At 72.0% G+C, this 22,680-nt stretch carries 28 protein-coding genes; 13 read left to right on the top strand and 15 right to left on the bottom strand.

The genetic code is table 11. The features are described from left to right. Positions 1-25: 25 nt before the first annotated feature. The 5 genes from BKA22_RS00875 to BKA22_RS00895 all read right to left on the bottom strand — a co-directional run bounded on the left by BKA22_RS00875 (position 26) and on the right by BKA22_RS00895 (position 4,152). A complete protein-coding gene (locus BKA22_RS00875; protein ID WP_146952071.1) occupies positions 26-1,348 on the bottom strand; it encodes an MFS transporter in 1,323 nt (440 codons plus the stop codon). Between the two features lie 107 nt (positions 1,349-1,455). Next, positions 1,456-1,914: a MarR family winged helix-turn-helix transcriptional regulator gene (locus tag BKA22_RS00880; protein WP_146952070.1), complete on the bottom strand. Its 459-nt coding sequence runs from the start codon at positions 1,912-1,914 to the stop codon at positions 1,456-1,458. A 20-nt stretch (positions 1,915-1,934) separates the two neighbouring features. After that, positions 1,935-3,239 carry an RNA polymerase sigma factor gene (locus BKA22_RS00885; protein ID WP_146952069.1) on the bottom strand — a complete coding sequence of 435 codons (1,305 nt, stop codon included), beginning with the start codon at positions 3,237-3,239 and terminating at the stop codon, positions 1,935-1,937. Further along, complete coding sequence (locus BKA22_RS00890) at positions 3,236-3,628, bottom strand: YciI family protein (RefSeq protein WP_146952068.1); 393 nt, start codon at positions 3,626-3,628, stop codon at positions 3,236-3,238. The genes BKA22_RS00885 and BKA22_RS00890 overlap by 4 nt, the downstream gene beginning before the upstream one ends. Before the next feature lie 122 nt (positions 3,629-3,750). Next, positions 3,751-4,152 carry a VOC family protein gene (locus BKA22_RS00895; RefSeq protein WP_146952067.1) on the bottom strand — a complete coding sequence of 134 codons (402 nt, stop codon included), beginning with the start codon at positions 4,150-4,152 and terminating at the stop codon, positions 3,751-3,753. Positions 4,153-4,237: 85 nt separating this feature from the next. On the opposite strand from BKA22_RS00895, the gene BKA22_RS00900 reads away from it, so the two are divergent. Next, positions 4,238-5,230: a helix-turn-helix transcriptional regulator gene (locus tag BKA22_RS00900; RefSeq protein ID WP_146952066.1), complete on the top strand. Its 993-nt coding sequence runs from the start codon at positions 4,238-4,240 to the stop codon at positions 5,228-5,230. 227 nt (positions 5,231-5,457) lie between these two features. After that, positions 5,458-6,570 (top strand): GGDEF domain-containing protein, encoded by a 1,113-nt coding sequence (locus tag BKA22_RS00905; protein WP_179561578.1) that lies wholly within the window; start codon positions 5,458-5,460, stop codon positions 6,568-6,570. Here the strand turns inward: BKA22_RS00905 and BKA22_RS00910 are convergent. The 7 genes from BKA22_RS00910 to BKA22_RS00940 form a co-directional block, all read right to left on the bottom strand. After that, positions 6,551-7,615, bottom strand: coding sequence for a VWA domain-containing protein (locus BKA22_RS00910; protein WP_146952064.1), 1,065 nt, complete (start codon positions 7,613-7,615; stop codon positions 6,551-6,553). The two genes, BKA22_RS00905 and BKA22_RS00910, sit on opposite strands and share 20 nt — an antisense overlap. Further along, positions 7,615-8,565 carry a VWA domain-containing protein gene (locus BKA22_RS00915; protein WP_146952063.1) on the bottom strand — a complete coding sequence of 317 codons (951 nt, stop codon included), beginning with the start codon at positions 8,563-8,565 and terminating at the stop codon, positions 7,615-7,617. The genes BKA22_RS00910 and BKA22_RS00915 overlap by 1 nt, the downstream gene beginning before the upstream one ends. Further along, complete coding sequence (locus BKA22_RS00920) at positions 8,562-9,602, bottom strand: DUF58 domain-containing protein (RefSeq protein ID WP_146952062.1); 1,041 nt, start codon at positions 9,600-9,602, stop codon at positions 8,562-8,564. Before BKA22_RS00920 ends, BKA22_RS00915 begins: the two co-directional genes overlap by 4 nt. A 4-nt stretch (positions 9,603-9,606) precedes the next feature. Beyond that, positions 9,607-10,581, bottom strand: a complete 975-nt coding sequence (locus tag BKA22_RS00925) for an AAA family ATPase (protein ID WP_146952061.1) — start codon at positions 10,579-10,581, stop codon at positions 9,607-9,609. A gap of 29 nt (positions 10,582-10,610) precedes the next feature. Then, the gene (locus BKA22_RS00930; protein ID WP_146952060.1) at positions 10,611-11,399 is read right to left on the bottom strand and encodes a S1C family serine protease; all 789 of its coding nucleotides are present in this window, start codon (positions 11,397-11,399) and stop codon (positions 10,611-10,613) included. 91 nt (positions 11,400-11,490) lie between these two features. Then, positions 11,491-12,093, bottom strand: coding sequence for a GNAT family N-acetyltransferase (locus tag BKA22_RS00935; protein ID WP_146952059.1), 603 nt, complete (start codon positions 12,091-12,093; stop codon positions 11,491-11,493). Between the two features lie 85 nt (positions 12,094-12,178). Next, entirely contained in the window at positions 12,179-12,547 is a 369-nt protein-coding gene (locus tag BKA22_RS00940; RefSeq protein WP_146952058.1) for a VOC family protein, read from the bottom strand. A gap of 58 nt (positions 12,548-12,605) precedes the next feature. On the opposite strand from BKA22_RS00940, the gene BKA22_RS00945 reads away from it, so the two are divergent. Both BKA22_RS00945 and BKA22_RS00950 read left to right on the top strand, forming a co-directional pair. Continuing rightward, positions 12,606-13,055 carry a MarR family winged helix-turn-helix transcriptional regulator gene (locus BKA22_RS00945; RefSeq protein WP_146952057.1) on the top strand — a complete coding sequence of 150 codons (450 nt, stop codon included), beginning with the start codon at positions 12,606-12,608 and terminating at the stop codon, positions 13,053-13,055. Positions 13,056-13,368: 313 nt separating this feature from the next. Beyond that, complete coding sequence (locus BKA22_RS00950; RefSeq protein WP_223203464.1) at positions 13,369-14,187, top strand: Ltp family lipoprotein; 819 nt, start codon at positions 13,369-13,371, stop codon at positions 14,185-14,187. 151 nt (positions 14,188-14,338) lie between these two features. Here the strand turns inward: BKA22_RS00950 and BKA22_RS20045 are convergent, their stop codons facing one another. Together BKA22_RS20045 and BKA22_RS00960 are read right to left on the bottom strand one after the other, a co-directional pair. Beyond that, complete coding sequence (locus BKA22_RS20045; protein ID WP_179561579.1) at positions 14,339-14,668, bottom strand: nucleotidyl transferase AbiEii/AbiGii toxin family protein; 330 nt, start codon at positions 14,666-14,668, stop codon at positions 14,339-14,341. Continuing rightward, positions 14,665-15,048 carry a type IV toxin-antitoxin system AbiEi family antitoxin gene (locus BKA22_RS00960; protein ID WP_179561580.1) on the bottom strand — a complete coding sequence of 128 codons (384 nt, stop codon included), beginning with the start codon at positions 15,046-15,048 and terminating at the stop codon, positions 14,665-14,667. The genes BKA22_RS20045 and BKA22_RS00960 overlap by 4 nt, the downstream gene beginning before the upstream one ends. Here BKA22_RS00960 and BKA22_RS00965 point away from each other — a divergent pair. The 3 genes from BKA22_RS00965 to BKA22_RS20470 all read left to right on the top strand — a co-directional run bounded on the left by BKA22_RS00965 (position 15,047) and on the right by BKA22_RS20470 (position 16,756). Continuing rightward, positions 15,047-15,238 (top strand): hypothetical protein, encoded by a 192-nt coding sequence (locus BKA22_RS00965; protein ID WP_179561581.1) that lies wholly within the window; start codon positions 15,047-15,049, stop codon positions 15,236-15,238. The two genes, BKA22_RS00960 and BKA22_RS00965, sit on opposite strands and share 2 nt — an antisense overlap. Before the next feature lie 30 nt (positions 15,239-15,268). Next, a protein-coding gene (locus BKA22_RS00970) for an IS3 family transposase (protein WP_146954895.1) occupies positions 15,269-16,458 on the top strand; the annotation gives its coding sequence in 2 pieces (ribosomal slippage) (positions 15,269-15,547 and positions 15,550-16,458; 1,188 coding nt in all). A gap of 16 nt (positions 16,459-16,474) precedes the next feature. Next, entirely contained in the window at positions 16,475-16,756 is a 282-nt protein-coding gene (locus BKA22_RS20470) for an MmyB family transcriptional regulator (protein ID WP_179561582.1), read from the top strand. Positions 16,757-16,870: 114 nt separating this feature from the next. Here the strand turns inward: BKA22_RS20470 and BKA22_RS00980 are convergent, their stop codons facing one another. After that, positions 16,871-17,167, bottom strand: a complete 297-nt coding sequence (locus BKA22_RS00980) for a hypothetical protein (protein WP_146954779.1) — start codon at positions 17,165-17,167, stop codon at positions 16,871-16,873. A 202-nt stretch (positions 17,168-17,369) separates the two neighbouring features. On the opposite strand from BKA22_RS00980, the gene BKA22_RS00985 reads away from it, so the two are divergent. The 6 genes from BKA22_RS00985 (at position 17,370) to BKA22_RS01010 (ending at position 22,636) form a co-directional block, all read left to right on the top strand. Then, positions 17,370-17,873 carry a GNAT family N-acetyltransferase gene (locus BKA22_RS00985; protein ID WP_223203757.1) on the top strand — a complete coding sequence of 168 codons (504 nt, stop codon included), beginning with the start codon at positions 17,370-17,372 and terminating at the stop codon, positions 17,871-17,873. A 312-nt stretch (positions 17,874-18,185) separates the two neighbouring features. Further along, entirely contained in the window at positions 18,186-18,485 is a 300-nt protein-coding gene (locus tag BKA22_RS00990) for a hypothetical protein (protein WP_146954781.1), read from the top strand. A 131-nt stretch (positions 18,486-18,616) separates the two neighbouring features. Further along, a complete protein-coding gene (locus BKA22_RS00995) occupies positions 18,617-19,609 on the top strand; it encodes a GGDEF domain-containing protein (RefSeq protein ID WP_179561583.1) in 993 nt (330 codons plus the stop codon). 103 nt (positions 19,610-19,712) lie between these two features. Continuing rightward, positions 19,713-20,276 (top strand): dihydrofolate reductase family protein, encoded by a 564-nt coding sequence (locus BKA22_RS01000; protein ID WP_146954783.1) that lies wholly within the window; start codon positions 19,713-19,715, stop codon positions 20,274-20,276. A gap of 56 nt (positions 20,277-20,332) precedes the next feature. Next, on the top strand, positions 20,333-21,358 hold the full coding sequence (locus BKA22_RS01005; protein ID WP_179561584.1) for a NaeI family type II restriction endonuclease: 1,026 nt from the start codon (positions 20,333-20,335) through the stop codon (positions 21,356-21,358). Between the two features lie 180 nt (positions 21,359-21,538). Next, a complete protein-coding gene (locus BKA22_RS01010) occupies positions 21,539-22,636 on the top strand; it encodes a DNA cytosine methyltransferase (protein ID WP_146954785.1) in 1,098 nt (365 codons plus the stop codon). Positions 22,637-22,680 lie beyond the last annotated feature (44 nt).

A 22,680-nucleotide genomic window follows, 5' to 3' on the forward strand; every position in this document is an offset into this window, starting at 1 on the left:
GCGGCCGTCCCGTCCGGGCCGGCGCTCAGACCTCGTCGCCGACCGTGATGGCCTGCGCCTCGCCCTGCGCGTCGGCGTGCGGCCGGTGGCCGACGTGCGCGAGCGTGCGTCCGCCGAGGGCGAGCACCACGATCGCGACGCCGAGCGAGGCGACCGCGCACCAGTAGGGGGCACCTGCTCCGAGCCGGTCGGCGATCCGGCCCGCGACCGCCGGGGCGATCGCCCCGCCGAGGAACCGCACCCCGGAGTACGTCGAGGAGGCCACCGAGCGCGGCAGGTCGGTCGCCTCCATGACCGTCTCGGTGAGCGCCGTGTTGAGCACCCCGAGGAACAGCCCGCAGGCGATGACGGTGCCGATCAGCACCGACGCCGACCCGACCCCGACGGCCATCACGACGAACCCGGCGGCGAGCAGCGCGAACATCGTGAACAGCACCGGTCGCAGCCCGACCCGGCGGGTGAGCTGCGGCGCGACGAAGACCGAGGACACGGCCAGCGCCAGTCCCCAGCCGAAGAACACCAGTCCGAGCTCGTGCGCCCCGAAGTCCTTCCCGGCTGCGGCCGCGGCGGCCTCGATCGGGTAGGGCGAGTAGGCGAGCAGCGTGAAGAACGCGAAGTTGTAGAACAGCGCGGTCAGGGCGAGGGTGCGCAGCGCAGGGTTGCGCAGCGCGGCGAGCCCGGCGCCGAGGCCGATGCGCGGCGCGGGTGCGGCGGGCGCCCGCAGCAGCACGAGCAAGGCGACGAACCCGACGGCCATGAGCGTGGCGGTCCCGAAGAACGGTCCGCGCCAGGACACCTCGCCGAGCACCCCGCCGAGCAGCGGCCCGACCGCCATGCCGACGCCGAGCGCCGCCTCGTACAGGATGATCGCCTGCCCGCTGCCCCCGCTGGCAGCACCGACGATCGCGGCGAGCGCGGTCGAGATGAACAGGGCGTTCCCAAGCCCCCACCCGCCGCGGAAGGCGATGATCTGCTCGACCGTGCCGGACGCACCGGCCAGGGCGGCGAACACCACGACGAGGCTCAGGCCCACCAGCAGGGTGCGCCGCACGCCCAGCCGGCTGGAGACGAAACCGGTGAAGAACATCGCGACGGCGGTGATGAGCAGGTAGCTGGTGAACAGCAGCATGGTCTGCGAGGGCGTCGCGTCGAGCTCGGAGCTGATCGCGGGCAGGATCGGGTCGACCAGCCCGATGCCCATGAAGGACACCGCGCAGGCGAAGGCGATCGCCCACACGGCGACGGGTTGCCGCAGGATCGACGGCGCGGGCGCACCGGCCCTGGGTGCGTCCGTGGGCGTCCGGGTCTGGTGCCCCGTGTCGGGGTCGGTCTCGGCGAGGGTGCTCATGCCGCTCCTTCGTGCCTCGTGCACGGCCCGGGCGTCCGCGCGCGGGCACGTCGACGACGCGCTCGGCGCACGTCGTCGGGGCCGCCCTGGATGTGTCGCACCGCCGGTCAGGCGGTGGTGGTGCCTGTCGACCGCGGGTCGCTGAGCTGCTCGAGCAGGTCGGCCGCCCGGTCGAGCACCGCGAGGTCCTCGGCGCTGAGCCGTTCGAGCGCGGGGCGCGCCCGCTCGGCCGCGCGCCCGCGGAAGTCCTCGAGCTCGGCCCGGCCGGCGTCGGTCAGCTCGACGACGCACGCACGCGCGTCGTCGAGGTCGGCGCGCCGCAGGACCAGACCGTCCTCCTCGAGCCGGTTGACCGCGGAGGTCATGGCCGGCTGGGAGATGCGTTCGCGGGCGGTCAGCTCGCCGATGCGCAGGGGCCCCTCGTGCTGGAGGTTGGCCAGGACGCGGACGGCGACGACCGAGCGCCGCTCGCCCGGTCCGCGCGAGGCGTAGCGGGCGAACCGGCTGCCGTGCACGACGAGGCGCGCGGCGAGCTGGTCGAGGGAGGTCCCGGTGGGGTCAGGCACGACCCGACCATATCAGTGATTTATATAGATGATGGATCGATGGTGTTCGCGGCAGGCGTCGCGAGGTCCGCCACCCGGCCGTTGAGGTAGCGCTGCTCGGGGATGCTCGTGGCCAGCGAGGCCGCGAGCGCGAACGCCTCCCGCGCCCGCTGCGGACGTCCGGCGGCGAGCAGCAGGTGGCCGTGCACGGCGTGCACCCGGTGCAGCCGCCGCAGCCCCGGCTCGGCCAGGAGCGGCTCGACCATGGCCAGCGCCGCCACCGGGCCCTGCAGCTCGGCGACCGCGACCGCGCGGTTGAGCGTCACGACGGGTCCGGGCGCGACGGCCTCGAGCATCCGGTAGAGCAGGTCGATCTGCGCCCAGTCGGTCTGCGCTGCGCTGGGCGCCTCGTCGTGCACGGCCGCGATCGCCGCCTGCAGCTGGTACGGCCCGACGGGTCCGGCGGGCAGGACGGCCTCGACGAGGGCGACCCCCTCGGCGATGCGTGCGCCGTCCCACAGCGCACGGTCCTGCTCGGCCAGCGGGACGAGCGACCCGTCGGGCCGGGTCCGCGCCGGCCGGCGCGCGTCGGTGAGCAGCAGGAGCGCGAGCAGGCCCGTGACCTCGTCGTCGCCGGGCACGAGCGCGTGCAGCAGCCGGGTCAGGCGCAGCGCCTCCGCCGCGAGCCCAGGATCGGTCAGGTCGCTGCCGGCGGTGGCCGTGTGCGCCTCGGTGAACGTCAGATAGAGCACCTGCGCGACCACGGCGACCCGCGCCGGCAGCTCGTCGGCCGGCGGCGGGGCGAACCGCGCACCGACCTCGCGCAGCCGGGCCTTGGCGCGGCTGATCCGCTGGGCCATCGTCGCCTCGGGCACCAGGAACCCGCGCGCGATCTGCGCGGTCGTGAGCCCGGCGACGGCCCGCAGCGTCAGGGCGACCTGCGAGGGCGCGGCCAGCGCCGGGTGGCAGCACAGCAGCAGCAGGGCGAGCGAGTCGTCACCATCGCCGCTGCCGCCGCTGCCGTCGCTGCCGTCGACGACCTGGTCGGCCGCGGGCGCCAGCCACGCGTCCGTGGGCGTGCGGGCGGCAGCGAGCTCCTCGCGTGCGGCGCGGGCACGGTCCGCCCGCCAGCCGTCGATGAGCCGCCGCGAGGCGACGGTCACCAACCAGGCGCGCGGATCGCGCGGGAGCCCCTCGACGGGCCACTGGCGCGCGGCGGCGAGCAGCGCCTCCTGCACCGCGTCCTCGCACCGGTCGAAGTCCCCGTACCGGTGCACGAGCGCGGTCAGGACGTGCGGCGCTGCGGCACGCCACACGTCCTCACCGGTCGTCGACGCCGAGGTCACCGGTCGTCGCCGTCGCCCCACATCGCCGGACGCAGCTCGATGACGTCGCCCGGGTGGGCGAACCGCTCGGCGATCTCCTCGGCGCGCTCGCGCGTGGCGCAGTCGACCTGGAAGAAGCCGGCCAGCTGCTCCTTCGTCTCGGCGTACGGGCCGTCCGTGGCGACCGAGCCGCCCGCGGCCCACCGGTAGACCGTCGAGGCGGTCGGTGCGGCGAGCGCCTCGGCCATGACGAGCTCCCCGGAGGCGGAGATCTCGCCCATGAGGGTCTCGAACGTGCCACGGCGCCGCTCGCGCTCGGCGGGGTCCATGGCCCGGCCCTCGGCGGTGAAGTCGCCCGTCGGGTGGCCCCACGGCTCGGGGTTGGCGTGGATGAGGATGACGTACTTCATGGGTGGTCCTCCGTGCTCTCGTCGCGACGGCGCCGTGCGCGCCCTGCACCGAGGACGTCGGAGCCGGACCGCCGTTCTCGACATGCTGATCGATACGAGGTCGCCGCGGCCAGGATGGCCCGTCACCCCGCGACCGGCGACCCGTGCCGCGAACTCCAGTGCGGGTTCTCCATGACGCCGACAAGGTTCCCGAACGGGTCGACGACCGAGGCCGTGCGGAACCCCTCCCCGCGCTCGCGGACGTGGTCGTGCTCCGTGGCCCCGCGGCGCAGCAGGTCGGCCAGCGCGGCGTCCACGTCGTCGACGTGCCAGTAGGTGATCGGACCGCCGGTGCCGGGGGTGTCCCCGGGGCCGCGGAAGCGGGCGTCGACGATCCCGAGCTCGTCCTGGTCGTCGCCGACGCGGAACTCCACGTACCCCTCGCGCGCGAAGTACGGCTCGAGGTGCAGCAGGTCGGTGTACCAGGCGCGCGCGGCGGCGAGGTCGTCGGCGTACAGGTTGATGGTGGCCATCCCGCGGAACATGTCGGTCTCCTTCTGTCGGTGGTGGGACCACCCTGCGCCGCAGAAGTGCTCATCTCCTGCATAGTTTCTGCGGGATGATCGGAGCATGCGCGCAGACCGGCTCGTGGCGACCCTCCTGCTGCTGCAGGCGCGCGGGCACGTCACGGCCCCCGAGGTCGCGGCCGAGCTCGAGGTCTCCGTGGCGACCGCGCGTCGCGACCTGGAGTCGTTGTCCACGGCCGGTCTGCCGGTCTACGCGCAGCGAGGGCGTGGCGGCGGTTGGGCCCTGCTCGGCGGCGGCCGCACGGACCTGAGCGGGCTCAGCGGACCCGAGGTGCGCGCGCTCTTCCTCCTGCTCGGGCCGGCGTCCTCGGCGGACCCGCAGGTCCGCGGCGCGCTGCGCAAGCTCGTGCGGGCGCTCCCCGCGAGCTTCCGCGAGCAGGCCAGCGCCGCGGGCGCCGCGCTCGTCGTCGACCCGTCCCGGTGGGGTGCCGCTCCCCCGCCGGAGCGAGCCGGGGCTGCCGGCGGGGCGGACGCCGATGCCCGTGCTGTGCTCGAGGACGGCGTCGTGGCCCGCCGTCGCGTGTCGTTCGCGTACGTCGACGGGCGCGGTCGCACCGACCCGCAGCGCCGCACGGTCGACCCCTGGGGACTCGTCGAGAAGGCCGGCACCTGGTACCTCGTCGCCGGGACAGCCACCGGACGACGGACCTTCCGCGTGGCACGCATGCAGGACGTGCAGGTCACCGACGAGCCGGCGCAGCGGCCGGTCGACCTGGACCTCGTCGCCGAGTGGGCCGCGGCCCGCGCCCAGGTGGAGGAGCTGCGTGCCCGCGTCAGCGCGGACGTCCTGGTCGAGCCGTGGGCGTTGGCGCCGTTGGGCGACGTGCTCGGACGGCACCTCAGCCCGGGCGAGGTGCAACCGGACGGGCGGACCCGCGCCACCGTCACCTCGGACACCGCCACGATGCTGGCCCGCCGGCTCGCCGGGTGGCACGACGCGGTCGAGGTGCTCGGACCGCCGGACGTACGCGCCGCGCTCGCGGCGATCGGCGCGAACCTCGCCGACCGGTACGGGACCCCGACGACCGACCGCTGACGCCCGCCCGGCCACCCTCGCGAGCCAGGGCGGCGAACCCGGCCCGCACACGAGCGATGCACCTGCGCCGCGGTGCGGGTGAAGTTGACCGACGGCTCCCGTTCACCCTTGCCGGGCGGTCGCGGGCGGTCAGGCCGGTGCGAGACTGGCTCGCTGCGGCCGTGCGACCTGCGGGAGCGCACCGGCACGGCGAACGACCGACGCCCCGCGGCGGAAGGCGAGGACCCATGGCGAGCAGATCGGGGCGGGTCTCGCTCCTGCGCGGCCAGGACCTGGCCTGGCTCGCCCGCCGGGTCGTCGCGTTCGGCATCGTGGTCGGCGCCCCGATCATCGCGGCCACCTGGTTCCGCGACGGGCCCCACGACGTGTGGGTGCGCTGGGGCTACCCGCCGCTCGGCGCGGTGCTGCTGGTCTTCGGGTGGATCCTCCTGCGCCGCCCGGCATGGGCGCTGCGGACCGCGCTGACGATCCTCGTGCTCCTCGAGATCGGGTGGGTCGTCGTCGCGGTGGGCCGCATCGGCCGGGAGCCGGACGTCGCGACCGCGTGGGCGTCGCTGATCCCGACCCCGCTGCTCGGCGTGGTGGTCTGCCTGATCGTCGGCTTCCTGTTCCAGCGCACCCGGACGGCGCTCCTGCACGGCGCCTTCTACTCGGGCGTGATGACCGGGGCGATGGCGACGGCGTTCTCCCGGCGGCCGGGTGGCGGGGAGTACGTCTGGCAGTCCGTGAGGTACGGGGTGTACCTGGGTGTGTTCCTCGTGCTGCTGCTCGTGCTCTCGCGCGCCAAGGAGCACGTCGCCTCGGCGGTGGCCGATGCCGAACGGGCGGACGCGACCGCCTCGCGGATGCGCGACATGGCCTACCTCGACGAGCTGACGGGGATCGCGAACCGGCGTCGGCTCATGGAGGAGCTCGGCTACCAGGCCGGGCTGCTCGGCCCGGCGCACCCGGTCGGCGTCGTGTACTTCGACCTGGACCACTTCAAGCGCGTCAACGACACGTACGGGCACGAGCTGGGCGACCAGGTGCTGCGTCTGGTCGCCCAGATCACGGGCCGCACCCTCGCCCACCGTGACCTGCTCGCACGCCTGGGCGGCGAGGAGTTCGTGATCGTCGCGCCGGGCACGCACCACGAGGGGGCGCTCGCGCTGGCCGAACGGCTGCGGCAGAACCTGCCCGAGGAGCTGGAGGCGACCCTCGGTGTGCGGGTCACCGCCAGCTTCGGCGTCACCGACCTGCGGCCCGATGACACCCCGGCCTCGGTGCTGCGTCGGGTGGACGGGTTTATGTACCGGGCCAAGGCCGACGGCCGCGACCAGGTCAGGGCCGGCGGGGCGTGACCGTCCGGGGTGCGCGCACGCGCCCCCACCACAGGGACAGCGCGACGGCCGCCGCGACGAGCAGCCCGCCCGCGAGCGCGAACCACGAGGCCACGTCGCGGTCCTCGTGCACGACGCTCAGGGTGCTGGGCAGCTCGGTCAGGACCGAGCTCAGCTCGTCGGCGTTCTCCGCCCGGTAGTACTCCCCGCCCGTCGAGTCGGCGACCTCGGTGAGCGTGGCCTCGTCGATCGTCTGGTTGCCGGGCCCCGCACCTCCTCCCCCGCCGGCGTTCGCGCCGGCCGCACCGCTGGAGGCGTCGACCTGCGAGGCGTCGCACACGGCTGCGGCGGGCGTCGTGGTGCCGAACCCGATCGTGTAGACGGGGATGCCGCGCGCGGTCGCCTGCTCGGCCGCGGTCACGGGTTCGACTCCCTGGGAGTTCGCTCCGTCGGTGAGCACGACGATCGCGGCGGCGGGCTGCGCGGTGTCCTCGTCGGTGACCTCGACGCCCGTGGGGGCGACCGACAGGTCGACCTCGGCGATCGCGTCGATGGACGTGAGGATGGCTTGCCCGATCGCGGTGCCGCGGGACGTGGTGAGCCCGGCGATCGCGTCGACGAGCGCGTCGGTGTCGGTCGTGGGCGGTACGAGCACGCCCGCGACGCCCGAGAACGCGACGAGACCGATGCGTGAGCCTGCCTGCGACTCGACGAACGCGGTGGCGGCCTCCTGCGCGACGACGAGACGGTTCGGGTCGACGTCGGTCGAGCACATCGAGCTGGACACGTCGAACGCGAGCAGGATCGTGGTCGCGTTCGAGGCGATCGGCACGGACACCTGCGGCCTGGCGGCGCCCACGCCGAGCACCGCGAGCCCGGCGACGAGCAGCGCGGCCGGGATGCGGCGCGTCCACCGTCCGCGTCCGGGGGCGGCAGCCCGCACGAGCGCGAGCGAGGTGACGGTCACGGCGGCCCGGCGGCGACGACGGCGCACCAGCCACGCCACGGCGAGCACCAGGGGGACGGTTCCGAGCGCGGCGAGCGCCCACGGCCAGGCGAGCGACATCAGACGACCCTTCCGGTGCGCAGCACGGTGAGCACCGCGCCGAGGCCGAGCAGCAGCACCGCGAGCGCGATGACCGCCCCGGCGAGCGGGACCTTCTCGTCGGCGGTCTCCAGCCGCAGGTCGATGCCCGAGGCGACGGCGTCGAGGTCGTCCGCGTCGCTCGCGAGGCGGTACTGCCCGCCCGTGGTGGTCGCGACGGTGCGCAACGTGTCCTCGTCGAGCGCGGTGTGCATCTGGTAGCCGTCGACCTCGACGGTCGCACCTTCGGCAGTGCCGACGCCGACGGTCTCGACGTGCACGCCCGCGCTCTGCGCGACGGTCGCGGCGGTCTCGACGTCGGTGCCGCTCTCGGACTCCCCGTCGGAGATCAGCACGATCGTGGCCGAGCCCCAGTAGCCGAGTTCGGGGGTGGTGCCGTCCTCGGCGACCGTGACCGTCTGCCCGGTGATGGCCGACAGCGAGGTCAGGATCGCCTCGCCGAGGGACGTGCCGCCCTGGACGGTCAGCCGTTCGACCGCGGCGGCCGCCGCGGCGTGGTCGGCGCTGGGCAGTGCGGTGGTCAGCGCGCCCTGCTGGAAGGCGACCACCCCGATGTCGACGCTGGCCGGCTGGGCCTCGATGAACGCCAGGGCGGCGGCCTGGGCGGCGGCGAGGCGAGTGGGTGCGGCGTCGTCGGCCCCCATGCTGGCCGAGACGTCGATCGCGAGGATCACGGTCCCGGCGGCCCGGGGCACGGGCACGGCCGCGGTGGGTCCCGCGGCGGCGAGGACGAGCAGGGCGAGCCCGGCGACGGTCAGCCAGACGCCCGTCCGACGCACCGATCCGGCGCGGGTGACGCCCGCGGCGGCGAGCGCGGCGGTCCGTCGGCGTCCGAGGAGCACGAGGGCGACGACGAGCGCCGCGACGAGCAGCAGCCCGACGACGAGCACGAGCGGGGCGGCGAACGTCATGCCGGCCTCGCCTGGGTGCGGGCGACGACGTCGACGAGCTGGCCGACGAGGTCCCGATCGGTGGTGATGCGGTGCACGGGCACGCCCGCACGTCGCGTCCCCGCGAGGATCGCGGCGTCCCGTGCGTCGACGCCGGCACGCAGCCGGGCGCGGAACAGCGGGTCCGAGGTGTCCACGAACAGCTGCTCGCCCGTCTCGGCGTCCTCGACGACGACGAGCCCGGCCTGCGGGACGTCGTCGTCGGCCGCGTCGACGATGCGCAGCGCCACCACCTCGTGCCGGTGCGCGAGCTGCAGCAGCGGACGCTCCCACTCGCCGGTGCCGATGAGGTCCGAGACGACCAGGACGAGCGAGCGGCGCCGCGCGACCGACGCGACGGAGGCGAGCATGGCGGCCAGGTCGGTCGTCGTGCCGGGCGCCGGGTCGGTGCCGGGCGCGGACGCGGCGGAACGCCCGCGACGACGCCGGGCCCCTCGGGCGGCAGGTTCGCCCGTGCGGCCGTGCGGCGCCGTGCGGGCCAGGTCCTCGCCGATGAGCAGCGCCTGGGTGCGACCGGAGCCCGGGCGCACGACGCGCACCGCCCCCGTGTCGTACAGGACGGCCCCCACGCGGTTGCCGCCGCGGGCGAACAGCCGGGTGAGCACGAGCGCGAGCTCGACGAGCACGTCGTCCTTGCCCCGGCCGGGCACCCCGGCGGCCATCGACGTCGAGCGGTCCAGCACGAGCCAGACCGTCAGCTCACGGTCCTCGGTGAACTCGCGCACGTGCGGCTCGTTCATCCGCGCGGTCACGTTCCAGTCGATGTGCCGCGCGTCGTCCCCCTCGACGTAGGCGCGCAGCCCGGCCAGGTCGAAGCCCGACCCGCGCTGCGTCGTGCGGTACGCGCCCTGCAGCCGACCTTCGAGCGGGCGCACGACGCGCCACTCGAGCCGACGCAGCAACCGGTCGGTGGCCGCGTCCCGGCGCCCGGGGCGTGCGTCTCGTCCGTCGTGCGCCGCGCGTGCGGGCGCTGCGGGGGAACCGGGCGTGGTCGTCACCGGCTCAGCGGTCCTGCAGGACGACGGTCGGCGCCGGCACCGCGGCCAGCACCCGGCGGACGATCGTGTCGGCGTCGAGGCCGTCGGCGAGCGCCTCGTAGGAGACGACGACGCGGTGGCGCAGCACGTCGAGCGCGAGCTCGGACAGGTCCTGCGGCAGCACCCACTCGCGTCCGCGCAGGAAGGCCAGCGCCCGGGCGGCCAGCACGAGCGCGATCGACGCACGCGGGCTCGCCCCGTAGGTGACGTACCGGTCGAGGTCGCCGAGGCCGGCCAGTGCGGGCGAGCGGGTCGCGGTGACCAGGCGGACCGCGTAGTCGACGATCGCGGGGTCGACGTAGACCTGCTGCACCTGGGCCTGCATGGCGATCAGGTGCTCGGGCGTGAGCACGGCCTGCACGGGCACGGCCGGTCGCAGCGCGCGGTCGACCACGGCGTGCTCCTGCGGGCCGTCCGGGTAGCCGACGACGACCTTCATCATGAACCGGTCGATCTGAGCCTCGGGCAGCGGGTACGTACCCTCGGACTCGATGGGGTTCTGCGTGGCCATCACGAGGAACGGGCGCGGCACGGGGAACGTCTCGCGGCCGATCGTCACCTGGCGTTCCTGCATGACCTCGAGCAGCGCGCTCTGCACCTTGGCGGGCGCCCGGTTGATCTCGTCGGCGAGCAGCAGGTTGGCGAACACCGGTCCGAGGGAGGTCTGGAAGTCCCCCGAGTGCTGGTGGTACACCCGGGTGCCGACCAGGTCGGCTGGCACGAGGTCGGGCGTGAACTGGATGCGCTGGAACTGCCCGCCGATCGCGCCGGCGAGCGACTTCACGGCGAGGGTCTTGGCCAGTCCCGGCACGCCCTCGACGAGCAGGTGCCCGCCGGAGAGCAGGGCGACGGCCATACGTTCGAGCAGCTCGTCCTGCCCGACGATCACGCGCTTGACCTCGTACAGCACCTGCTCGAGCGGGTTCTCGGGGGTTGTCATGACGCTCCTGTCGTGTGCGGTGCGGGTCATCAGATCTGCGGGCCCTGGCCGTCGCCCTCGCCGCCGGAGCCGAGCGCGGTCCCGATCGGCACGGCGAACCCGATGCCGGCGAACGCGCCGTCCTGGCCGGGGTCGGCGATCGAGACGACGATGCCGACGACGACGCCGTCCGCGTCGAGCAGCGGACCGCCGGAGCTGCCCGGGTTCACCGAGGCGTCGAACTGGATGAGGCCGGTCAGCTGGGCGCCGTCGGTGCTGCTGGTGCTGGTGCGGTCCAGGCCGGAGACCACTCCTGTCGAGACGCTGAGCGTCAGGCCGAGCGGGTTGCCGATCGCGATGACGTCGGCGCCGATCTCGACGCCGCCGCCGACCGTGGCCGGGACCAGCACCTCGGGGAAGGTCTCCGGCGTCAACGTCGCCACGTCCGTGGCGGTGTCCGCCTCCGCGACCGTGGCCGCGGACTGCGTGCCGTCGGCGAACGTCACGGTGATCGCGCTGCCGTCGGCGACGACGTGGTCCGCGGTGAGGATCGACCCGTCGTCCGCCGCCACGACGCCCGAGCCGAGCGCCCCGTCCGCCGTGCGGACCACGACGACCGACGCCGCGACCGCCTCGTACACGTCGGCGACGCTCGCCTCGGCGGTCGCGGTGGGCGTCGGGGTGGGAGTCGCCGCAGCCGCCGCGTCACCGCTCCCGCCCCACCGTGACGTCAGCAGCGCGACGACCAGCACGAGGGCGACCACCCCGGCCAGCACGCCTGCCGTGACGCCTGCGCGGGGCAGGCGCGCACGGCGGGGGCTGTCGGTGGGGGTGGCCATGTCCGGGACGGTAGGGACGCAGTCTGGGACGACCGTATGAGCGGCCCAGGCGCCCCCTGTACCCCACCCGACGGCGCGTGCGGGACGGAACTCAGCCCAGCGGCTCGACCTGCTTCGTCATGACGCAGTTGCCCTTGCCCTTGGGGCGTTGGTACGTGAACCCGAGCCCCTCGTACATGCTCCGGGTGGCGTTGTAGAGGAAGGAGGCCGAGGTCTTCTTCTCGGGCGGCAGGTCGTGCGGGTAGGACTCGACGAGCCCTCCCCCGGCCTCGGCGATCAGCGCGAGGGCCCCGCGCACGGCCACGGCGGCCATGCCGTGACGCCGGGAGGAGCGGTCCACGAACAGGCAGGTGATCCGGTAGTCAGGCATCCGGACGAGCCCGTGCTCCCACTCCTTGCGGTGGTGGATGTTCGCCAGCTCGGCCACCGGCCCGAACTGCGCCCAGGCGAGGGCGAGGTCACCGTCGAGCACGAGCGCCGCGTGCGTGCGCCCGTCCAGGACGAGCTGGTGCTTGAACTCGCGGTTGCCCAGCTCCCGTCGTTCGGGCGGGTCGGGGTACTGGTGGAAGTAGGTGCACCAGCACCCGCCCCAGACCCCGTTGTGCCGTTCGGCCAGGCCGGCGAACGCCTCCCAGGTGTCGGCGCTCAGCGGCTCGATTCGGTAGCCGTCCACCGTCCGCGGTGCCTGCCCCATGGCCCACGGTAGGCACGCCGTGCCGGGCGACGCACTCCCGCGGGGGCCCGTCCGCAGGGGCCGGCACCCTTCGCCGGCACGAGGCTCATTGCTTGTCGTGGATCGTGACGGCGTACCCGTCCGGGTCGGCGAAGGCGAACGTGCGGCCGAACGGCCCGTCGAACGGCGGCGTGAGGATCGGCACCCCGACGGCCTCGAGCGCGTCGTGCAGCGTCTGCGCGTCGGTGCTGTGCAGCCACAGCGCCACGCCGAGACCGGCGCGCCCGCCGGCGTCCAGGTCGACGTCGGGCTGCGTCTCGCGCACCGCGAAGGGCACGGGCGTGGTGGCGAAGACGACGGCGTGCGGCGGGCTGAACGGTGCACGGCGCAGGCCGAGCCGCTCCTCGTAGAAGCCGGCGGCGCGCTCCAGGTCGCGCACCTGCAGGGCGATGAAGTCGGGTCCGGTGACGGTCATGGCGATCTCCTCGGTATGTCAATGTCCTGACATTCGGACTGTATGTCAGGATACTGACATGCAACAACGCGAGGTCCTGGGCCCGGTGGAGAGCGCCGTCGGCTACGTGCTCAAGCAGGCCGCCGTCGCGCTGCGCAGCGCGATGGACACCGCCCTGCGCCCCCTGCACCTGACCGTGCCGCAGTACGCCTGCCTCGAGCTGCTCGGGCAGCACCCCGGGCTCTCCAACGCCGAGCTCGCCCGCGGGGTCTTCGTCACCCGCCAGTCGATGAACGTCGTCCTGCGCGGCCTCGAGGAACGCGGGCTCGTCACGCGACCGGCCACGGCGCCGCGCGGACGCGAGCTGCCCACCGAGCTCACCCCCGCCGGACGCGAGCACCTGGAGTCGGCCAGTGCCGCCGTCCTCGAGGTCCAGACGCGCATGTGCGCCGACCTCGCCCCCGACCGCCAGCAGGCGCTGCTGGAGAGCCTCACCGCGTGCATCGAGAACCTGCGCGAGGACTCCTGACCTGGGGCCGTTCAGCACGGTGAGAAGGCGCGTGATCCGAGCGACGCCACCGTCGTCCACCTGACCAAGAGAACGCGGTCACGCGCTTGCGCGTCGCACCCGTCGGCGGCGTTCATTTCCAGGTTCTGTTCACTCCGGATGAACAGGCCAGCCGGATGAACGCCCCGACGGGCGCACATTCACCCGAATGCCGCAGGACGGCGCATATTCACCCCCTCCCGAGGCACGTCACCGCGCCTCGGGTGGAAACGTGATGGATGCACCGCGCCCAGCAGGGGGATCGCGCGCCTGCAACCACGACAGTGGAGTGACCATGACCGCTCGCTACAACCCGCCGCCGAACTGGCCCGCTCCACCTGTCGGCTGGACGCCGGCGCCGGGCTGGGCCCCCGACCCCTCATGGGGACCGCCGCCACAAGGCTGGCAGCTGTGGGTCGAGGACGGCATCGATGACCCAGCGGCGGCACCACCGCTCGAGAGCTCTCCCCTGGACCGACCGACAGGCTCGTCCTGGCCGGCCCGCCACAAGGTCCTCACCGGCATCGGCGCGGTCGTCGTGCTCTTCATCCTCATCGGCGCCCTGAATGGCGGCAACGACGACGAGGAATCCCCCGGCGTCGCTTCGACGCAAGAGACCCAGAAGGACGCCAAGACCGCTGAGGAGATCGCCGCCGAGGACGAGGCAAGCGCCCAGGCCGAGGCCGATCGCAAGGCGGAGGAGGACGCAGCAGCGGCAGCGAAGGCCGAGGAGGACCGCCTGGCTGAGGAGCAGCGCGTCGCCGACGAGGCGGCCGCTGCAGCGGCTGCGGCCGCAGAGGCGGCGCGAATCGGCTCGGTGGCGCAGCAGAACGCGTATCGATCCGCCGTGAATTACCTCGACTTCACCGACTTCTCACGCACGGGCCTCATCGAGCAGCTCGAGTACGAGGGCTATGCCACGGCCGACGGGGAGTTCGCCCTCGCCCGCCTGGAAGCCGAGGGCGGTGTCGACTGGAACGCGCAAGCCGCAGCCACGGCGGCGAGCTACCTGGAGTTCACCTCGTTCTCGCGATCCGGCCTGCTCGACCAGCTGATCTACGAGGGCTTCACACCGGAGCAGGCCGAGTACGGGGTGGGCACCACGGGCCTGTAGAGCAGCGCCGCGGCGCCCGGGGTGGGCACGCGCAGGGTCGCAGGCGGAGCATCCGGATACCTCTGGAGGATCGGCTCGAGCGCCGTCGGCCACGGCGGTCGACCGACGGTGTCGACGAGCTGGAACTTGATGACGGCACCCGTTCCGGTCGTCAGCATGACGTCCTCGGCGTCGCGCGTCTCGCGTGGGTCCTTGGACCACGTCGCTCCCAGAACGGCTTGGCGATATCCGCCTCGACCGCGAGAGCGAGCGCGTCGCCGCCGTCCCGGCGCCGACCGATCACCATGAGGTCGACGTCCTCACTCAGTCGGACGTCGGGGAGCCATGTGCGCGAGAGGGCGGTCCCTCCGAAGAAGATGAACCTGTCCTGCGCCCGCCGAGCGATCGATGCCAGGACGTGGGAGATCACGTGGTCGCGTCGCACCTGCTCCAGGTCGACGCCGAACTGGTCGGCGACGTCGTAGATCGCCGCTTCAGTCACTCCTCGACCTCGCTCCTGATGCGCTTCAGGACCGGCTCGGTCACCGTTCGCCCTCGCTGAGCCGCGGCCAGGGCCTCGACACGATCCCAGTCGGCTGCCCGTCCGAGCACCCGCATCGCAGCGTGCCGTTCGGCGGCATTCACCGTGTGATCGCGTGCGAGGTCGACGAGGGTCTGCTCAGGCGTCGTCACGAGCGTGACACCGAGTTCGGTGGCGGCCGGTTGGGTCTCGATCGCATCGATGTCGCGGTGCACGAACTGAACGACGGCGTCGCGACGATCGGTCAGCGTCACGTCGCGATGGCGCCGCGGGGCAGCGATAGTGGCGTGGCCGCGCGCGCGTGGCGCGGCGCCGAGAACACGGGCGGCGGTCATTCCCATGAGCGCTGCACGCCTGTCGCCGAAGATCGCCGTGGCCACGGCAGCGGCTGCCGCCTCCAGTCCCGGACGCCAGCGCGCCTGGTCGTACGCGTCGTCCGGCACCGCACTCATGGCCCTGATCGGCCGCGTCACCACGCAGAGCCCGCAGTTCCGGGGTCTGCCCCGAGTTTGGTTGACACCTGACCTGTGAGGATCTGGTCCTCGCTGGAAGGATGTCCCCGTGGCAAAGCCGTATCCCAAGGAGTTCCGCGACGACGTCGTGGCCGTGGCCCGCAAGGGGCAGGTGCCGCTGACGCAGATCGCGAAGGACTTCGGTATCTCCGAAGGGTCGTTGTCGAACTGGATGAAGCAGGCCGACGTCGAGGACGGCCGACGGTCCGGGCCGACCCAGGCCGAGCGCGCCGAGCTGCGTGAGGCGCGCAAGCGGATCCGGGTGCTGGAGCAGGAGAACGAGGTCCTGCGCCGCGCGGCCGCCTACCTCGCGCAGGCGGGTCTGCCGGGAAAATAGTCTTCCCGCTCGTCCGTGAGATGGCCGCGGCCGGCGCCCGCATCAGGGTGCCGGTCGCGGTGGCGTGCCGGGTCCTGGGCCTGTCGACCCAGGGGTACTACAAGTGGCTCAAGAACCCGGTCTGCGACCGGGACTGGGACGACGCGCACGTCCTTGCCGCGATCTACGAGATCCATGGCGACGACGCGACACTCGGCTACCGGTTCATCACCGACGAGCTGGCCGACGAGCACAAGATCAGCGTCGGGGAGAACCGGGTGCACCGGTTGTGCCGGATCGCCGGCATCACCGCCAGCCACCACAAGAAGCGGTCCAAGCCCGCGACGGCCGGCCCCGCGCCGCACGACGACCTGCTCGCGGTGGTCGACGAGCACGGCGTGGTCCGTCACGAGTTCGTCGCGCACGCCCCGAACCAGGTGTGGCTGTGGGACATCTCCGAGCACCCCACCGCCGAGGGCAAGCTCTACATCTGCGCGATCAAGGACGTCTACTCGAACAAGATCGTCGGGTACTCCATCGACTCGCGCATGAAGTCGTCCCTCGCGCGGGCGGCGATGCGCAACGCGATCGCGCTGCGCTCACCGGCCGGCACGGTGTGTCATTCGGACCGAGGCGGCCAGTTCCGTGCCAAGGCGACCCAGCGGCTGCTGGCGAACAACGGCCTGGTCGGGTCGATGGGCCGCTCCTACGGCGCGGGCGACAACGCGAGCATGGAGAGCTTCTTCTCCCTGCTGCAGAAGAACGTCCTGAACACCCGCCGCTGGCACACCCGCGACGACCTGCGCCTGGCGATCGTGACCTGGATCGAGACCAAGTACAACCGCCGACGCCGCCAACGCGCCCTCGGCAAACTCACGCCCGTCGAGTTTGAGATGATCTACACGGCCGCAGACGCGGCCTGACTACCGCAAACCCCGAGTGTCAACCAGACCGGGGGCAGACCCCCGCACCCGGTGGGGCGACCACCGGGTACGCACCCACAACGACGGCCTCAAGCACCTCAACCACCCCGTGGTCGGCCCGATGACCTTTGCCGCGCCAATCGCACCCGGGATCAGCATCTCCACCTACCTCACCGACCCGGGGACACCCTCGCTGACGCCCTCGACCTGCTGCGCAACCGGATCGCGCACCCCGTGCCGGACGCCCACGACCGCCCGGCTACATCGGCTACATCGGCGACGGAACACGACTGACTGACGCAGCGATCACGCCGGCCGCACTGCCGCCGATGATCCGGGCGGGAGGGAGCGGCCGATCGCTCAGCGTGCGCATCGTGGCCGGATCGTCGCAGGAGGAGCTTCGACATCTCCCCTATCGCTCTCGGGTCATGCCGTCCCACGCGCCCGCGAGCGCGACGAGCCGGTTCGCGAAGGCGTCGACGCCGTGCGCGGCCGGGTCGAGCCCGAAGTGCTCCTCCAGCTCGTACCAGAGGTACTCGCTGATGTCGGCACGTGACGATCCGCTGGAGAGGCGTCGCCACAGCGGGGCGAGCAGGCAGTCGTACTCGTCTTGGACGAGGTCGGCGACCCCGATGGGATCCCACAGGTTGAGCAGATACCTGAGGTTGCCCTGGCGTCGAGCGCTCTCGTCGAGATCTTCCGTGGTCATGGTCTCTGACGTCGTGACGTGACGGCCCCGCTGCGATGGACAACTGGCGGCAGGCTACTCGCCTGACGGGCAGGTCAGAGCGCTGCCGGCCTTCACTCGCGGAGTTGCTCCGTGGAGGTCGAACCGGTTGTCGCTGCCCGCTGATCCGGGAACCATGGGCCGCGTGCTTCCGATGACGATGCCGCGACTTCACGGCTCCCTCGTGGTCCTCAGAGCATTTGAGTCAGGCGATCAGGACCTGGTCACCTCCGTCGTCTCCGACGCGCTCATCCCGCTCATCACGACGGTCCCGCCCGACGGCGACGCCGAGGACGTGGCCGCGTACATCGCTCGGCAGCGCGGGCGCCTGCAGGAGGGTGCCGGCTACTCGTTCGCCATCGCGGACGCCACGAGCGGGAAGGGCGTAGGCCAGATCGGGCTATGGACCCGCGAGGCTCACCTGGGCCGGGCCACGATGGGCTACTGGGTCGCACCCCAGTTCCGCCGCCGCGGGTACGCCCGAGACGCACTCGCCACCGTGACGACGTGGGCGAGCTCGTTCACCGTCCTGCACCGGCTCCAGCTGTTCGTCGAACCGTGGAACACAGGGTCGTGGCGAGCCGCGGAGGCGTGCGGGTTCGAGCGCGAAGGCCTGCTGCGCGGCTGGGAGCTCGTCGGAGACCGGTACAAGGACATGTACGTCTACAGCCGCCTCACGAGCGCTTGAGCGGCCCCCACCGTGCCGCCTGCCTGCGACTGCGCCGAGGAGGAGGCGGGAATCGAAGGAGCCGTGTCAACAAGAGGCCCGAAGACGCAATGCCGTGACCTGGGACGTTACGAGGGCCTCAGAACGCCTTGGGGCGTGTCGACCACGTTCGGTTGACGTGGTCAAACGCGAGGCCTCCGGGACCCCCAAGCGCGCACAGCGCGCAGATCGGCACCGACCAGCAAGTGCCACCTCGCCCATTGAGTCCGCCCGACCAGCGCTGCCATGTCAGCCTGCACACCGACAGATGCCATTCGACCGAAGGACTGAACCGTGACCGACCGACCCGAGATCGTCTGCATCTGCGGCTCCACCCGGTTCGCGGCGGCGATGCGCGCGGCGAATCGCGATCTGACCCTCGCCGGCGTCATCGTCCTCGCACCGTGCGAAACCGACGAGCCGATCACCAGTGAGCAGAAGAGCGCGCTGGGCGCCCTCCACCTGCGCAAGATCGACCTGGCCGACCGCGTTCTGGTCGTCAACCCCGGCGGGTACGTCGGCGAGTCCACCAGCCGGGAGATCGCCTACGCCAGTGCCGCAGGAAAGGTGATCTCGTTCACCTGTTCCGTCTGACCGACAGGCGTCCGAGAGCCGCGTAGGAGACGGGCGCGAGGGAGCTCCCAGCTGGCAGCTGGTGGCGACGGTGCTGCGCCTCACACGTCGTGCGCGTCATGCGCGGGGTCCCGCGTGCCGATGCCGGAGGCATGGGTCTCGTCGACGCGTCGATCCGCTGGTTGCACGGGACCCGTGGCCTGCTCGCCCTCACCCTCGCCGTCATGGCGGTCATCATCTTCGCGGCGCTGCGCTGGTCGGTGAACCCGCACGCCTCCGTCGTTCCCTGGCTGACGGTCGGGACGCTCCTGGCCGTCCTGTCCGGGCTGACGGTGCTGCTGCCTGAGCGCGCCTGGGTGCGGCCCCTGATCCTCGCGCTGGCGATCGTCGGGCTCGGTGTGCTCCTGGCTGCGTGCCGGACGGCCGAGGGCCTGGTCTCGATCGCGCTCGCGCTGATCACCGCCGCGCAGCTCGCCGCGTTCGCCTTCCCGGCGCCGCAGGCCGTTCCCCTCGTCGGACTCGCCCTCGCGACGATCACCGTCGGCATGGTGGCCGCGCCAGCGCAGTTCCACCCGATGACCTGGGTGGCCGTCACGGTGATGACGGTCGCTTCGACCTCGCTGCTCGGCTACGTCACGCACCGCCTGCGCCACCACGCGACGACCGACGACCTCACCGGCGCGCTCGCCCGTCGGACGCTGCTGGAGAGCCTGGCGACTCTGCTGCACGAGTCCCGGCGCACCGGGATGGCGCTGGCGGTCGTCTCGGCGGACGTCGACGACTTCAAGCTGATCAACGACACGCGAGGACACCTCGCCGGCGACGAGGTGCTCGTCTCGCTCGTGGCGACCTGGCGCTCGTCGGAGCACGGGGCACCACCGGTGATCGGACGCATCGGCGGCGACGAGTTCGTCGTGCTGCTGCCGGGGTACGACGAGACCCGCGCCACCGACTGGGTCGCCCGCACCCAGTCGGCCTCGACGGCGCCATGGAGCGCCGGGATCGCCGTCGCGGGCAGGGACGACACCGTGCACGATCTGCTGCACCGCGCCGACGTCTCCCTCTACGCGGCGAAGCGCACCCGCCGCCGGGACGGTGCGGCGCCGGACCGACGCCTCAGCGAGCCGCACAGCCCGTCGGCCTGAGCTCGCTCCTGGCACCTCGACGCGGCCGGCCGCTGGCGCGCGAGGTGTTGCCCGTGCCGGTGTGGCGTTGGACCCTGGAGCCCTCGTCCGGGCGGAGGGCACCATGGGCAGACTCATCTACGCGGCCAACATCTCACTCGACGGCTACCTCGAGGACGAGACCGGTGCGTTCGACTGGTCCGTGCCCACCGAGCAAGTGCACGCCTTCTGGAACGAGCACGAACGGAGGATCGGCACGTCGCTCTACGGGCGCCTAATGTACGAGACGATGCGCGTCTGGGAAGACGACGACTGGCTCACGGACGAGCCCCCGGTGGTCCGCGAGTACGCCGACATCTGGCGCGACACCGACAAGATCGTCTACTCCACCACCCTCCACGAGGTGTCGACCGCACGCACGAGGATCGAGCGCCAGTTCGACCCCGAGACGGTTCGACGCCTCAAGGAGACGTCAGAGCGGGACCTGAGCATCGGGGGCGCAGGGATCGCAGCCGAGGCCTTCCGGCACGGCCTGGTCGACGAATGCGTGCTGCTGCTGTGCCCGGTCATCGTGGGCGGCGGCAAGCCGGCACTACCTCGGGGCGTACGACTCGACCTCGAGCTGCTCGGCCAAGGGCGCTTCGACAACGGCGTGGTCTACGTCCGCCATGCCGCCTCCCACCGATAGCCGACGCGACGGGTCAGGATACGAACCTTGACCAGCAGATTCGCTACGCTCACGTCGTGTCCGACGCGGCGGGTGAGTTGCTGTTCGACCTGTTCGACGATCCGGCGCCAGGTCCGGTCGAACAGGACGACTTGCACCCTGCAGTCGAGGACCTCCCAGAACCCAACGAGGACCACGAACTGCAGGATGTAGCCGAGTGGTTCCTTCGCAGGGACCCGAGCGGTGAGCAGTTCGCGAGCGTGCTCCGCGACTCGCTCGACCAAGTGCTCGACGGCCCCCGCACGATGCGATTCCGGTATGCCGATCTCCGGAAGACGGAGAAGACACATGTCGGCACCATCGTGGAGATCAATCTCGGCAAGGCATTCGACCTCGCCGATGGCTCCGAAATGGACTACCGCATTGCGGACCATGAGGTGGACTGCAAGTACTCGATGTTCATGGGCGGCTGGGAACTCCCCCTGGAGTCGCTCGGCCACCTGGTCCTGCTTACCTGGACCGATGACCAGGCGAGCCTCTGGTCGGCTGGCCTCTGGCGCGTAGACCCCCGGTACCTCGGCCGCGGCGCCGGTAACCGGGATCGGAAGAAGAAGATGCTGAAGTCCGGCCAGGAGCGCATCCGATGGCTCTGGCAGAACGGGGATCTCCCGGAGAACCTCCTGCTGCATCTTCCGGGATCTGTTGTGGAGAGGATCTTCACCCATCGCAATGGCCAACAGCGGATCAACGAGCTGTTCAGGTCGGTCCAGGGTCGCATCATCCGCCGTGACGTGGTCCTGACGGTGGCACAGCAGAAGGACGGTCCCCGCCGGGCACGCATGGCCCGTGAGGAGAGGTACCTGGGCGGCGAAGGGATCATCGTGCTCGGCCACTACGAATGGGACGTGGCAGTGGCGAGGACCCTCGGACTCCCTGAGCCGAGCAGCGGCGAGTGGGTCTCCGCGCGCGTCGCCCCGGCGGATGGCGCTGATCCCGCGACCTTCGAAGCCGACGGCGCAAGGTGGCGGCTCGCCGAGCCTGAGGAGTGGGTCCCGAGCGCTCCTCGCGTGCCACGGAGCCGATCGCTCGGCGATCCCGACTGACTGCGGCACGCCCGGGGACCGTCCACAGCGCCCGGCAACCGGGGTTCCGCCCGCAGCTGCGAGTCGATGTGCGGGCGAGCGACCGCGACCGTGGATGATGTGTCGGTGGCGGCTGCTTGACTCGCCCCAGAAGGTGGCCGGCCAGGTGTGCCGGCCTGCACTGAGCGACGGAGGACCACGATGAGAGACCTGCGCACCCTGGACCTCTTCGCGGGGGCCGGGGGGCTGTCACTGGGCTTCAAGCTGGCGGGCGTCGGCTTCCGCTCGACCTTCGCCGTTGAGATCGATGAGGCTGCGGCGAGCACGTTCAAGCGCAACTTGGGGACGCCCGTCTATGCGGGACCGATCGAGGACCTTGAGCAGTTCGAACCCGCCGAAGTCATCATCGGTGGGCCGCCCTGCCAGGGCTTCTCCCCACTGGGCCGCGACCGCGACGATGCCAGCCGGGCGGAGATGAATGAACTATGGCAGCAGTACCTACGCGCGGTGCGTCAAGTTGAGCCAAAGGCATTCGTGATTGAGAACGTGCCCGAGTTCCAGCGGTCCGCCCAGTTCGCGCGCCTGATCCGACTGATGGCGAGCGATCCGATCTTGAGCGCGTATAGCTACGGCTTCGGGGTCTTGAATGCCGCCGATTACGGTGTGCCGCAACGTCGCCGTCGAGGGATCTTCGTCGCCGTCCGCGCTGGCGGAGAGTTGCAGGCCGGCCACTCATTGCCCTGGCCGCCCATGCCCACTCACGGGCCTGAGAGCATGAGCGAGCTCCCCTACAGGACCGTGCGCGATGCAATTGGGGGCCTGGTTCCCATGCCCGAGGCCGTCGACATCGGGCTCGACGAGAGCAACCGACAGGATCTGCACTTCCGCCGGCAGCCGCGGCCCACCTCCATCGAGCGGTACGAGGCAATCCCGGCTGGCGGGAACCGGTTCGACCTTGCCAAGAACCGGTGGGATATCACGCCTAACTGCTGGCGCAACAAGCCGACCGGCACCACCGACGTCATGGGAAGGCTCTGGTGGGACCGCCCATCGGTCACGATCAGGACCGAGTTCTTCAAGCCGGAGAAGGGGCGCTACCTCCACCCACAGGAACACCGGCCAATCACGCACCGTGAAGCGGCGCGACTCCAGTCCTTCCCAGACTCCTACGAGTTCGACGGAACTAAGACAGAGGTCGCAAGGCAGATCGGCAACGCAGTTCCTCCACTGCTCGCGAAGGCCATTGCGCTGCACGTCCATGAGCAGATCCTGCGCGCGGAGTCGTCCCCGAATCCGTGAGATGACGGCGCGGCCGGTTCCGAGCTCGCCTGGGGTGTCCGCTC

It is taken from the genome of Cellulomonas soli (assembly GCF_013409305.1).
GTDB classification, from domain to species: domain Bacteria; phylum Actinomycetota; class Actinomycetes; order Actinomycetales; family Cellulomonadaceae; genus Cellulomonas; species Cellulomonas soli.